The organism is Marinibaculum pumilum, from assembly GCF_042646425.1.
GTDB lineage: Bacteria > Pseudomonadota > Alphaproteobacteria > Ferrovibrionales > Ferrovibrionaceae > Marinibaculum > Marinibaculum pumilum.
Genome location: NZ_JBHRTR010000025.1, coordinates 35,940 through 47,927, shown reverse-complemented (window position 1 = coordinate 47,927; position 11,988 = coordinate 35,940). Strand labels below are relative to the sequence as shown.

At 71.0% G+C, this 11,988-nt stretch carries 13 protein-coding genes; 6 read left to right on the top strand and 7 right to left on the bottom strand.

All coding sequences use genetic code 11. The annotated features are described in order from the left end of the window. Nucleotides 1-131: 131 nt before the first annotated feature. Genes ACFOGJ_RS10785 through ACFOGJ_RS10770 form a run of 4 tightly spaced genes read left to right on the top strand, consistent with a single transcriptional unit; the run spans nt 132 to nt 4,345 of the window. Complete coding sequence (locus tag ACFOGJ_RS10785; protein ID WP_379900458.1) at nt 132-1,637, top strand: sugar ABC transporter ATP-binding protein; 1,506 nt, start codon at nt 132-134, stop codon at nt 1,635-1,637. Beyond that, nucleotides 1,634-2,590: an ABC transporter permease gene (locus ACFOGJ_RS10780; protein WP_379900129.1), complete on the top strand. Its 957-nt coding sequence runs from the start codon at nt 1,634-1,636 to the stop codon at nt 2,588-2,590. The genes ACFOGJ_RS10785 and ACFOGJ_RS10780 overlap by 4 nt, the downstream gene beginning before the upstream one ends. Before the next feature lie 10 nt (nt 2,591-2,600). Then, nucleotides 2,601-3,599: an ABC transporter permease gene (locus tag ACFOGJ_RS10775; protein ID WP_379900128.1), complete on the top strand. Its 999-nt coding sequence runs from the start codon at nt 2,601-2,603 to the stop codon at nt 3,597-3,599. Continuing rightward, nucleotides 3,596-4,345 carry an alpha/beta hydrolase gene (locus tag ACFOGJ_RS10770; RefSeq protein ID WP_379900126.1) on the top strand — a complete coding sequence of 250 codons (750 nt, stop codon included), beginning with the start codon at nt 3,596-3,598 and terminating at the stop codon, nt 4,343-4,345. Before ACFOGJ_RS10775 ends, ACFOGJ_RS10770 begins: the two co-directional genes overlap by 4 nt. A gap of 11 nt (nt 4,346-4,356) precedes the next feature. Here the strand turns inward: ACFOGJ_RS10770 and ACFOGJ_RS10765 are convergent, their stop codons facing one another. From ACFOGJ_RS10765 to ACFOGJ_RS10755, 3 genes are all read right to left on the bottom strand, one after another. Next, complete coding sequence (locus ACFOGJ_RS10765) at nt 4,357-5,094, bottom strand: transporter substrate-binding domain-containing protein (RefSeq protein WP_379900124.1); 738 nt, start codon at nt 5,092-5,094, stop codon at nt 4,357-4,359. 79 nt (nt 5,095-5,173) lie between these two features. Next, on the bottom strand, nt 5,174-6,049 hold the full coding sequence (locus ACFOGJ_RS10760; protein ID WP_379900122.1) for an alpha/beta fold hydrolase: 876 nt from the start codon (nt 6,047-6,049) through the stop codon (nt 5,174-5,176). Nucleotides 6,050-6,078: 29 nt separating this feature from the next. Beyond that, on the bottom strand, nt 6,079-7,011 hold the full coding sequence (locus tag ACFOGJ_RS10755; RefSeq protein ID WP_379900120.1) for a 3-carboxyethylcatechol 2,3-dioxygenase: 933 nt from the start codon (nt 7,009-7,011) through the stop codon (nt 6,079-6,081). A gap of 147 nt (nt 7,012-7,158) precedes the next feature. On the opposite strand from ACFOGJ_RS10755, the gene ACFOGJ_RS10750 reads away from it, so the two are divergent. Then, nucleotides 7,159-7,935: an IclR family transcriptional regulator domain-containing protein gene (locus tag ACFOGJ_RS10750; RefSeq protein ID WP_379900118.1), complete on the top strand. Its 777-nt coding sequence runs from the start codon at nt 7,159-7,161 to the stop codon at nt 7,933-7,935. Between the two features lie 96 nt (nt 7,936-8,031). Continuing rightward, the gene (locus ACFOGJ_RS10745) at nt 8,032-9,636 is read left to right on the top strand and encodes a bifunctional 3-(3-hydroxy-phenyl)propionate/3-hydroxycinnamic acid hydroxylase (RefSeq protein WP_379900116.1); all 1,605 of its coding nucleotides are present in this window, start codon (nt 8,032-8,034) and stop codon (nt 9,634-9,636) included. A 21-nt stretch (nt 9,637-9,657) separates the two neighbouring features. Here ACFOGJ_RS10745 and ACFOGJ_RS10740 read toward each other — a convergent pair whose 3' ends face one another. From ACFOGJ_RS10740 to ACFOGJ_RS10725, 4 genes are all read right to left on the bottom strand, one after another. Next, entirely contained in the window at nt 9,658-9,954 is a 297-nt protein-coding gene (locus ACFOGJ_RS10740; RefSeq protein ID WP_379900114.1) for a type II toxin-antitoxin system RelE/ParE family toxin, read from the bottom strand. Then, nucleotides 9,941-10,201, bottom strand: coding sequence for a type II toxin-antitoxin system prevent-host-death family antitoxin (locus ACFOGJ_RS10735; RefSeq protein ID WP_379900112.1), 261 nt, complete (start codon nt 10,199-10,201; stop codon nt 9,941-9,943). Before ACFOGJ_RS10735 ends, ACFOGJ_RS10740 begins: the two co-directional genes overlap by 14 nt. A 138-nt stretch (nt 10,202-10,339) precedes the next feature. Then, nucleotides 10,340-11,329 carry a CmcJ/NvfI family oxidoreductase gene (locus ACFOGJ_RS10730; RefSeq protein WP_379900110.1) on the bottom strand — a complete coding sequence of 330 codons (990 nt, stop codon included), beginning with the start codon at nt 11,327-11,329 and terminating at the stop codon, nt 10,340-10,342. Between the two features lie 25 nt (nt 11,330-11,354). Further along, nucleotides 11,355-11,988 (bottom strand): SDR family NAD(P)-dependent oxidoreductase (locus tag ACFOGJ_RS10725; protein WP_379900107.1); only part of this gene is annotated, 634 nt, incomplete at its 5' end.

The window sequence follows — 11,988 nt, the reverse complement described above, 5'->3', positions numbered from 1 at the left end:
GCGACCCCGCGTCCCCGGACGCGGGGCGCCCCGGCGACGCCGCCCCCGGAGCTTCGGCCCCGGCGGCGGCAGCCGGTGCGCCCCCGCCATCCGTTCCCCCGCCGCATCTCCCGTCAGCCCCTCGGGCAGTCATCACCTTCCGCGAGGTCACCAAGCGGTTTGGCTCCACCGCCGCCCTCTCCGCTGTCTCCCTGTCGGGTGCTGCCGGGTCCGTGCATGCGGTGACCGGCGAGAACGGTGCCGGCAAGTCCACCCTGATGAAGCTGCTGGCCGGCGTGCACCGGCCGGACGAGGGCGAGATCCTGCTGGACGGCGGGCGGATCGCCTTCGCCGGTCCCGGCGACGCGCTGCGGGCGGGGATCTCCACCGTTTTCCAGGAACTCACCCTGCTGCCGAACCTGTCGGTGGCGGAGAACATCTTTCTGGGGCGGGAGCCGCGCCGTGGCGGCCTGCTGGATCGCCGGGCGATGCGCCGCGCGGCGCGGCAGGCGCTGGACCGGCTGGGCATGACCCTCGACGTCGACACCCTGTGCGGCGCGCTGTCGGTTGCGGAGCAGCAGATGGTCGAGATCGCCAAGGGCATCACGGCGGATGCCCGGGTCTTCATCTTCGACGAGCCGACAGCGGCCCTGAACGCGCCGGAGATCGCCAAGCTGGAGGCGCTGATCGGCGAGCTGAAGGCACGCGGCCGGCTGGTCTTCTACATCAGCCACCGCCTGGATGAGATCTTCCGCTTCTGCGACACGGTCACCGTGCTGAAGGATGGCGAGCATGTCGCCACGGCACCCACCGCGACCCTGGACCATGACCGGCTGGTCGCGCTGATGGTCGGGCGGGCGCTGGGACAGCTCTATCCGCCGCGGCCGGCCGCACCGGCCGCGCCGCTTCCGGCGCTGCAGGTCGAGGGGCTGGTGGCACGCGATGGCATGCCGGCGGTCGGCTTCGCCCTGATGCGGGGCGAGATCCTCGGCCTGGCCGGGCTGGAAGGGCAGGGCCAGCGCGATATCGTGCGCGCCATGGCCGGGCTGGAGGCGCCGTCCTCCGGCCGGGTGGCGCTGCACCGCGACGGGGTCGTCCATCAGCTTGGCCATTCGGTCGTCGCGACCAGCCGCGCCGGCATCGGCTTCGTGCCGGAGGAGCGCAAGACCGAGGGGCTCTACCTGACCCTGTCGATCGCGCAGAACATCGCGCTGGGCCTGCTGCGCAACCGGCGGCCCTGGGCGCGGGCGCGGGTCGACCAGGGCCGCATCGCCGAGCTGATGGCGGCGATGCGGGTGCGCGCCCGCGATCACCGGCAGGCAGTCGGCACCCTGTCGGGTGGCAACCAGCAGAAGGTGATGATCGGCCGCTGGCTGGCTGCCGGCATCGACGTGCTGCTGGTGGAGGAACCGACCCGCGGCGTCGATGTCGGCGCGAAGTCGGAGATCTATGCCCTGCTGCGGGACTTCGCCGCGAGGGGCGGCGCGGTCCTGATCACATCCAGCGAACTGACCGAACATCTTGGCCTCTGCGACCGCATCCTGGTGGTGCGCGGGGGCGCCATCGTGGCCGAGCTGGAGGCCGCATCCGCAAGCGAGGAGAGCGTCATGCGCCATGCCATTGCCGGCACCGCGACAGCCGGGAGTGCGGCGGCATGAGCGGCGGTTTCGTTCCGAACCTGCTTCCCGGACTGGCGGCCCGGCGCGCCCGCACCGGCCTCGGCCTGGTCACCTTCGCCCTGCCGCTGCTGTTCTTCGTCGCCCTGTCGATCGGCGCGCCGGAATTCCTGGGCTTCGCCAACCTGGCCAACGTGAACAGCCAGATCACGGCGCTGCTGATCGTCTCGCTCGGCCAGCTCCTGGTCGCGCTGTCGGCCGGCGTGGACCTGTCGGTCGGCTCGATGCTCAGCCTGACCAGCGCGATCCTGGTCGGTGTCGACCCCGGCCTGGCGGTGCCTCTGGCATTGCTGGCCGGCCTCGCCGTCGGCCTGGCGAACGGCATCGGGGTGGCGGTCTTCGGCGTTCATCCGCTGGTGATGACCCTGGCGATGATGACCTTCCTGCAGGGCCTGGCGCTGCTGGTCAGCCCGGTGCCGGGCGGCGACGTCCCCGACTGGCTGGAGGCGGTGGTCCGCTTCGACCTGGCCGGCCTGCCCGGCGCCTTCTTCTGGTGTCTCGCAGTCGTCGCCGGCATGGCCCTGCTGCTGCACCGCACCCGCTTCGGCCTGCGCATCTTTGCGCTGGGCGCGAACGCGGAAAGCGCGGCCCTGAACGGCATTGCCGTCGTGGCACCGCAGATCGCCTGCTATGTGATCTGTTCCCTGTTCGCCGTGCTGGCGGGCATGTTCCTCAGCGCCCGGGTCGCCACCGGCGACCCGACCATGGGCATGCCCTTCGCCCTGGAATCGGTGACGGCGATCGCGCTCGGCGGGGTGCAGCTGGCCGGCGGCATCGGCAGCGTGACCGGGGTTGTGTTCGGCGTCCTGACCCTGGGCCTGATGACCAACGGCATGAACCTGGTTGGCATCTCGCCCTTCATCCGCGCGGCCACGACGGGCGTGCTGCTGCTGCTGGCGATCAGCCTGCAGCGCCGCCGCTTCATCGGCGTGTGACGGTCGCGCGATGAGCGGACCCGACAGTGCCGCCGTGGGGCGGACGACGATCGCCGACCGTCTGCGGGCGCTGCAGGGCGCGGCGCTGACCCTGCCGGTGGCCTATGGCGGCACCCTGCTGCTGCTGCTCTGCGCCTATATTGCGCGGCCGGCCCTGCTGTCGCCCTTCCTGCTGCTGCTGATCCTGCGCCAGGCGGCGCCGCTGGGGATCGCGGTGCTGGGCCAGTCGCTGTGCATGCGGGTGCTGTCGCTGGACCTGTCCTTCGGCGGCGTCGCGATGGTCGTCAGCTACATCCTGACGGCCGGCATGCTGCCGCTGCCGGACTGGCTGCTGATCCTGCTCTGCCTGGGCGTCGGGGTCGCGGTGGGCGCGGTGAACGCGATCTTCATCACCTGGCTGCGCGCCTCCTCGGTGATCGTCACCCTGGCGATGGCGATGGTGCTGGGCGGTATCGTGATCGCCTTCAGCCAGTTCCGTGCGCCGGGCGATGCGCCGGACCTGCTGCGCCTGGTCGGCCAGGCGCGGATCGGCATCGTGCCTGTGGCGCCCTTTGTCTGGCTGGCCCTGCTGGTGCCGCTGGCCCTGTTCCTGCGGCTGTCGGTGTTCGGCCGCCATGTCGACGCGATCGGCGCCAATCCGCGCGCCGCCTGGACCTCCGGCATTCCCGTGGTGCAGGTGATCTTCACCGTCCATATCCTGTCCGCGACCTTCGCCGTGTTCAGCGCCTTCCTGCTGGTTGGCTTCGTCGGCGTCGGCAGCATCGATATCGGCCGCGACCTGGCGCTGAACTCGCTGGCGGCGGTGATCCTGGGCGGCGTCACCTTCGGCGCCGGCCGTGGCGGCGTGGTGGGCCCGGCCATCGCCGCCTTCATGCTCACCTTCCTGTTCAACCTGCTGACCAGCTTCGGCCTGGGCGAACCCGGCAAGCTGATGATGCAGGGCGCGATCGTGGCGCTGGCCGCGATCGCCTATACCGCACGCAACCGCAATCGGGGGATCTGGAAATGACGGAGATACTGAAGGGCGCCGAGCCGTTCATGCTGGAAGGCGACGATCGCGGCATCCTGCTGCTGCACGGCTTCACCGGCACGACGCAGAGCATGCGGCTGGTGGGCGAGGGGCTGCACGTCCGTTTCGGGTTCACCGTCTGCGGACCGCGGCTGAAGGGCCATGGCACCAGCCCCGCGGACATGGAGACCACCGGCTATCGCGACTGGCTGGCCTCTGCCGAGGAAGGGCTGCACGGCCTGCTGGAGACGAAACGCAAGGTCTTCGTCGCCGGCCTGTCGATGGGCGGCACCCTGACCCTGAACCTGGGCGCCCGCTTCGCCGACCGGATCTCCGGCATCGCCCCGATCAACGGCGCCATCGGCGTCTTCGACGGCGGCATGGCGGAGCTGCTCTGCATGCCGGACATGCCGGCCCGCATTCCCGGCGTCGGCTCCGACATCAAGGCGGCGGGGGTGGAGGAACTGGCCTATCCGGAAGTGCCGACCGCCTGCCTGCAGCAGCTCTTCGTGCTGATGGCCGCGACCCGCGACCTGCTGCCCCGGATCACCGCGCCCGCGCTGGTGATCCAGGCGCGGGAGGACCATGTGGTGCCGGAAGCCAATGCCCACACGATCCTGGCGGCCCTGGGTTCGGGCGAGCGGCAGCTGCTGCTGCTCGACGAGTCCTACCATGTCGCCACCCTGGACAATGACAAGGACCTGATCATCGACCGGATCGGCCGCTTCTTCACCGCGCTGGGCTGAGCCGCGGCGTCTCAGCCGCCGGCCGGCGGCGCCACCGACAGGCCGGCGCCGACGCCGTGGCGTTCGATCAGCGCCGCGACCTGGCCGCCGGCCTTCAGCTCCTCCACCAGGGTCTGCAGGAAGGCGGCGGCCTCCGCATTCCGGCGGTGGGTGCCGATCGCCTGCTGCACGGTGGCGAAATGGCCGTCCAGGATGCGGGAACCGGGCAGCAGGTCGCGGTCCTTCAGCAGGCGGGAGCGCAGGCCGGCCAGCACGTCCAGGCGCTGCGCCACGAAGGTCTCGTAGGCGGAATCCAGGCTGTCGGTGCGCACCAGCTCCGCACGGGCGATGTTGCGCTCCAGCCAGAGCCCGTAGGCGGCACGGCCGGTCACGGCGATGCGGATGCCGGGGCGGTCGACCTGTTCGATCGCCGTGATCGGGGAGCCGTCCGGCACCAGGAAGGTCGCCTCTATCTCCGCATAGGCCGTCGTGAAGGCGATCCGTTCCGCCCGCTGCGGCTCGGCGCCGATCAGGCCGATATCCCAGACATCGTCGGCGGCCGCGTCGGCCAGCTGGCCGGGGCTGTCGAAGGTGACATAGGCGACCGGCACCTCCAGCCGCGCCGCCACCGCCGCCGCCATGTCCGGCGCCACACCTTGCGGCGCGCCGTCGGGGCTGCGGCCGGTCACCAACAGGAAGTTGGACAGGTTGATGCCCGCGCGCAGGGTGCCGGTGGGCGCGAGCTGGCGGCGGAGGATGTCGTCGGTCACGGTGGCGGCTCCGGTGCGGGTGGCGGGGGGCGCGTGGCGGAGCATAGACCGTGTCGCCCCGCCGCCGAACCCGCCGCCGCTACCGGCCCAACAGGAAGTCCAGCTGCAGCTGGTTGAAGCGGTCCGCATCCTCGAACTGGGGCCAGTGGCCGCAGCCGTTGATCACCTCGAAGCGGGCGCCGGGGATCAGCTCCGCGATCCGGCGCCCCTCCTCCGGCGTGGCGGTCGGGTCGTGCGAGGTCCAGAGCACCATGGTCGGCGCGGTGATCCCGCGGGTCTGTTCGTCGGTGAACATGTTGCGGCGGCGGGTCTCCATCTCCTGCAGGCAGAGGATGCGGCGCATCACCTCGGGATAGCCGGGCTGGCCGTAGATCGCGCGCCGGGTCTCCACCAGGTCGTCATGCACCTTCGTCTTGTCGTGCATCAGGAATTCCAGGCGCGACCGGATCCGCTCCCGGCTGGGGTCCTGCACCGCCTCCATCGACAGGTGCCGGATCCGTTTCATCACCTCCGGATGGGCGGTCCAGCCGCCGGCGGTGTTCAGTACCAGCCGGTCGACCTTGTCCGGGTGGTGGATCGCCAGATGGCCGGCGACCCAGCCGCCCAGGGATTCGCCGGAGATATGGGCGCGGTCGCGGCCCAGTGCCGCCATCACCTTCAGCACATGATCCGCATAGTCGGCGATCTCGTAGCCGATCGCCGGCTTGTCGCTCCAGCCATGGCCGACCAGGTCGATGGCGAAGGTCCAGAAATGCCGGCCATGGGCGGCGAGGTTGCGGGTATAGGCCTCCGCATGGCCGCCGGTGCCGTGGATCAGGATCAGCAGCGGCAGATCCGGGGAGCCCGCCGACAGGTAGCGGGTGCGGATGCCGCCGGCATCCAGGAAGCCCTGGCTGAACGCCACCCCGGTCAGGTCGCCCCAGACGGACGGATGGCGCGGTTCCGCGGTGGCCATGTCGGTATCCTCCCTTGTCGCGACGTCCGTCAGGCGGGTCTTGCCGTCAGCACGCCCATGCCGGTGATCCAGGCGTCGACCGGCTCGTAGAACAGGGTCTCCGCCGCATAGCCCGGGCCCAGCGCGGCGAGCGCGGCGATCCAGCAGCGCACCTCATGCCCGCCGCGGCCGCCGGTGGCGGCGAGCGCCGCATCGGTGGTGCCGTCCAGCACTGCCAGGTCGCCGTCCTGGAAGGCGTCCAGCAGCATGCGGTCCCAGCCGGGATCGGGCGGCAGCAGGTCGGAGCTGCCGGCGGCCATCCGCTCGCCCTCCGCATAGACCCGCTCCTGCCGTGCTTCGCGCTGGTCCGGGGTGAGGTCGCCGCCTTCGACCAGGCGTGCCCGCAGTTCCGGCGGCGCCGTGGCCAGTGCCGGCAGCGGCGGGTCGTGCGACAGGCCGCCGGAGCCGACGATCAGCACCCGTTCCGGCCGGGCCGCCGCCCAGGCGCCGATTGCGGCGCCGAGCGCCCGCACCCGCGGGAAGCCCGGCAGGGGCGGCGCGGCGCAGTTGATGAAGACCGGCAGCATCGGTCCCGGCGGATGCCCTGCCGACAGCAGCTCCAGCGGTTGCACCGCACCGTGATCGGCGGTCATGCGATGGGACAGGGCGGTGTCGATGCCCAGCCGCAGCAGCTCGGCCGCGCAGTCGCCCGCGACCTCCGCGGGGATGTCGAGGGGCCCGGCGCCGGTGCCGTAGTCGCCGACCGAACGGCCGGCGATGCCGACGCAGAAGGCCGGCAGCAGGCCGTAGAAGAAGCCGTTCAGATGGTCCGGGTGGAAGACGATCGTGAGGTCCGGTTTCGCCGCCGCGGCGAAGGACGCGGCCTGCGCCACCGCGGACCGGAAACGGTTCTCGACGGCGGCATCGGCACCGCCGCGGTCCATCAGCGGGGAATGCGACATGCAGACGGCGCCGACGATCATGGTTCCGCCCTCCCCTGCGCGATCAGTCCTTGATCCGGGGGCGCAGCCTGCCGAAAGGGATTGCCGCCCGGCAAGGTCCCTCCCTACCATGTTCGCAGGTTGAACAGAGGTGGCGCCGTGCCGGCGGGGCAAGAGACATACAGGGACGTGCGCGCGCTGGCGCGCGGGCTGCACCTGCTGGAGGCGCTGGGCGAGCTCGGCTGGACCCGGCCCGGTGCGCTCGCCGCCTATGCCGGCATCGACCGCTCCTCCGTCTACCGCCTGCTGAACACGCTGGAGCAGCTCGGTTACCTTGTCCGTCGGGAGGATGACGGCGCGGTCGCCCTGACAGCGAAGGTGGCGCAGCTGGCTGACGGCGTGCGCGACGACGAGGCGGTCGCCCAGATCGTCGCGCCGATCCTGCGCGACCTGACCGCGGCGATCCTCTGGCCCAGCGACTTCGCCAGCTTCACCGGCGGCGCGGTGACGATCCAGGTCTCCACCCACCGGCTGAGCCCGGTCTCGGTCTATCGCCAGGTGGTGGGCAAGCACCGCCCGCTGGTCCGCTCCGCCCTGGGCCGCGCCATCCTGGCGGCGGCCGGCCGGGCAGAGCGGGAGGCGATGCTGGGTATCGTCGCGCGTCTGGGCGGCGAGGATGCGCGCGACATCGCCGACCGCCGCGGCCTGGACCGCCTGCTGCAGGCGGTGCGCCGGCGCGGCCATGCCGCCTCCCAGGGCGAGGTCGACGACCGGATCGGTGCGATCGCCCTGCCGGTGCGGGCACAGGACCGGGTGGCAGGGGGCCGGGTGGCGGGGGCGGTGAACGTCATCTACTTCCGCAACGCGATGACCGCGGACGAGGCCGCCGACCGCTACCTGGAGCCGCTGGCCGCGGCGGTGCGGCGCATCGAGGCGGCCCTGGCCGGCCCGCGCCCGGCCGGATAGCTGTTCGCCTGTCGAACAGCGGTCGCCGCGGCATTGCCGGCGAACATGGGCTGCCGGATCCTGCCCGGAACAACGGCAGGGGAGGATACGACAGCGATGCCGGACGAGGCCGGGCGGACCCACGACCTGATCATCATCGGCGCCGGGCCCGTCGGCATGACGATCGCCAATCTGGTGGCGCCGAGCGGGATCCGGGTCCTGCTGCTGGAGGCGCTGCCCGCGCTGATCGACTATCCGCGCGGCGTCGGCATGGACGACGAATGCCTGCGCAGCTTCCAGGCCGCCGGCCTGGCGGAGCGGGTGGTCCCGCATACCACCCCGCACCAGTGGATGGAGTTCCGGACGGCGAAGGGCCGCACCTTCGCCTCGATCCGCCCGATGACGGAGGCCTTCGGCTGGCCGCGCCGCAATGCCTTCATCCAGCCGCTGGTCGACCGGGTGCTGCTGGACGGCCTGTCGCGGTTCGACAATGTCGAGGTCCGTTTCGGCCATGAGGTGCTGCGCTTTACCGATGACGGGGACGGGGTGGATGTCGTGGCGCGCGGCCCGGACGGCACGGAGGCCGCGTTCCGGACCGCCTGGCTGGTCGGCGCCGATGGCGGCCGCAGCCCGACCCGCAAGGCGCTGGGCATCGACTTCGACGGCATCACCGACGCCACCCACTGGCTGGTCGTCGACATCGCCAACGACCCCCTCGGCGCGCCCAGCGCGGTGCTGCACTGCGACCCGGCCCGGCCCTATGTCTCCATCGGCCTGCCGCACGGCATCCGCCGCCTGGAATTCATGGTGATGCCGGGGGAGACGGAGGCGGAGCTGTCGGGGCCTGCGGGCCTGCACCGGATCCTGGGGCGTGTGCTGCCCGACCCGGCGGCGGCCCGGGTGATCCGCAGCCGGGTCTATACCCACAATGCCCGGCTGGCCGCGCGCTTCCGGTCGGGCCGGGTGCTGCTGGCCGGCGATGCGGCCCACCTGATGCCGGTCTGGCAGGGACAGGGCTACAACACCGGCATCCGGGACGCGACCAACCTGGCCTGGAAGCTGGTCGCGGTCCTGAAGGGCGGCTGCGGCCCCGCTTTGCTGGACAGCTACGAGGCGGAGCGTCGCGACCATGCCGCCGCGATGATCAACCTCTCCACCACCGTCGGCCGGATCTTCGCGCCGCGCAGCCGCGTCCTGGCGGCCTTGCGCGACCTGGGCTTCGGCATCCTCAGACGCATCCCGCCGGCGCGCGACTATGTGCTGCAGATGCGCTTCAAGCCGATGCCACGCTACCGGGACGGCGCGGCGGTCGCCGGCAGCCATCCGGCGGTTGGCCGCATGTTCATCCAGCCGCGGGTGCAGCTGGCCGCCGGCAGCCAGATCCGGCTCGACGACGCGATCGGGCCGCGCTTCGCGATCCTCGCCTGGGCGGCGGACCCCTCCGCCTATATGGACGACACCGCGCGCGGCATCTGGCGGCGCCTGGACGGGCCCATCCTGGTGGTGCGCTCGGAAGTGGAGCTGGGCACGGCGGAAGCGGCCGTGGGGCCGGACGCGACCCTGGTCGGCGATCCGTCGATGGCCCTGAAGCAGTGGTTCGCCGATGCCGGCCAGGGTGTCGTCATCCTTCGCCCCGACCGCTTCGTCGCCGCCGCCTGCGCACCCCAGGAGATCTCCGCCACACTGGCGGCATTGGCGCGGGCGCTGCACCTGGAGGGGTAGGTGTCGCGGCGGCCTGGTCGGTCATGCCGGAAACCGGCGGGTCGGATCCTGTCGCCGGTGCACGATCGCCAGGACCAGGATGCGTTGCGGTTCCGGGCGGTAGTAGATGACACGGCTCTGGCAGGGGAAGCTGCGCAACCCGGCTGCAGCCCATGACACGTCCTTGCCAAGCCCCGGCATTGCCGCGATTTCCGCACAGGTTGCGCGCAGACCGTCAAGATATCTGCGCGCCTGTGCCTTCCCCCAATACTCGATTGTATAGGCGGCGATTTTGCGGAGATCGTCGCGTGCCTCGTCGGCGAACTCAATCTTCCGCACGGTCGATCATGGCGTCCAGTTCGGCAAAGACCGTAGAGGCGTCGGTCACCCGGCCCGCATCGGCATCGGCAAGACCTCGTTCCACCTTGGCCCGGAGCGCCTCCAGTTTCATCGCCTCCAGCGCGTCATAGTCTTCGGCCGAAAGCATGACGGCGACCGCACGGCCATGCTTTTCGATGGTCACAGGTTCCCGCTGTGCGGTGTCGAGCAGCATCCCGAACCGGTTCTTTGCGTCACCCGCTGCCATTCTGCGCATCGTCCTGCTCCTGCTGCGCATCGATCTTCGGCCAAATTGGCTATTTTGGCCGAAAGCTGCAAGTGCAGAGCGACATCCAGGCGGCTGGGTGTCCGGGCGACCTGCCCGAAGTTGCGGCGTGCGGAGGCGTCAGTCGTACAGCACGACGCAGCGGACCTCGATGCTGCGGCGGTCGGGGGCGTCCGGCGGGGTCGCGGGATCCTGGAAGGCGGAGTGGAAGCTGAAGGTGCAGGGTTCGCCCGGCGCCGCGCTGTCCGGCTCCGCGCCCCTTGTCCGTGCCAGGTGGCCGCTGGAATCCCACTGCTTGATCAGTAGCGCCTCGTCGCCGGTCATCGCCGGGTAGAAGTACCAGCCGTGCCGGGCTGACGGCTTCGCGAAATAGTTCTCGCCGATCCGGTCGCTGTAGTGGATCTCGAACACCACCAGGTCTTCCGGGTCGACCCGCTCCGCATCGCACAGGGCCAGCGGGTTGGTCGCCACGGGTTCCTCGGCGATGTTGCGCCAGACATTGATGATGGCGAAGCGGCCGCTCTCGATCGCCCGCTCCACCCGGTCGGCGTCCAGCAGGGTCTCGCCCTCCGCCAGGACGCCGCGGACGGTGTCGTTCTCCTTCGGCGGCCTGGCCAGGTCGCGCAGGCGCTGCGGCGCGCTGGTCAGGGTATAGTCGCCATGCACCACATGGGCGGGGCCCTGCACCTCCTGGCCGCCGGCGATGCGTTCCTTCGCCTTCTTGCCGCCGGCGGAGCGCAGGTTGTGGTCGAAGGCGCGCACGATCGCGGCGCCCGTCGCCTCGCGGACGATCGCCTCGCAATGGGGGTAGTAGTCGCGCAGCACCTGTGCATGGTCGCGGAAGTCGATGCCGCCCGGCGGCAGGGGGCGGGTCAGCAGCTCGAAACCGTTGCGTTCCACCGTCGGCCGCGCGGCGCCGGCCAGCGCCCGGGCGTCATGCACCGCCATGTCGTGCGGTTCCAGGTCCACGCCGACCCATTCGCTGTCGCTGCCTTCCCGGTTGCGCCGGGTCAGCACCTTGCCGTTGCGGAACAGCGACGGTTCTGCCGTCGCGGCCAGGTACTTGAACGAGCCGATGCGCGTGGTGGAAAGCTCTTCCGCCGATGCCATTCCGTTTCTCCGTCAACAATCCCGGTCAGGGCAGTGTGACCAGGCCGCCGGATGCGACATAGGTCTGGCCGGTGATGAAGCCGGCCTTGTCGCTCAGCAGGAAATAGGTCAGTTCCGCGATGTCCGCCGGCGTGCCGGTCCGGGCCGCCGGCGTGCTGTCGACGATCCGCTGGCGGACCTCCGCGCTCATGTCCCCGGTCATGTCGGTGTCGATCAGGCCCGGCGCAACACCGTTGACCCGGATTGTCGGACCGAAGGCGCTGGCGCAGTTGCGCGCGAAGCCGATCACCGCCGATTTCGAAGTGCCGTAGGCGATCAGCCGGTCGCGGCGGATCGTCGAGGGCGAGATCCCGTTGATCGACGAGATGCAGACAATCCGCCCGTCGCCGCGCTCCAGCATCGCCGCCTTGGCCCGCCAGACGCAGTGGAAGGTGCCGTCCAGGTTCACCGACAGGATCCGCCGCCACAGTTCGACCGGCATGTCGACATCGTCCTGGAACGACGCGATGCCGGCATTTGTGACCAGCAGGTCGACGGGGCCGCGGGCCTGTTCGATCTCGCCGAACATCGCGTCCACTTCTTCCCAGGACGCGACGTCGGCCTTGAAGATCCCGCCTTCGCCGCCGGCGTCCGCGATCATGGCCAGGGTTTCGCGGGCC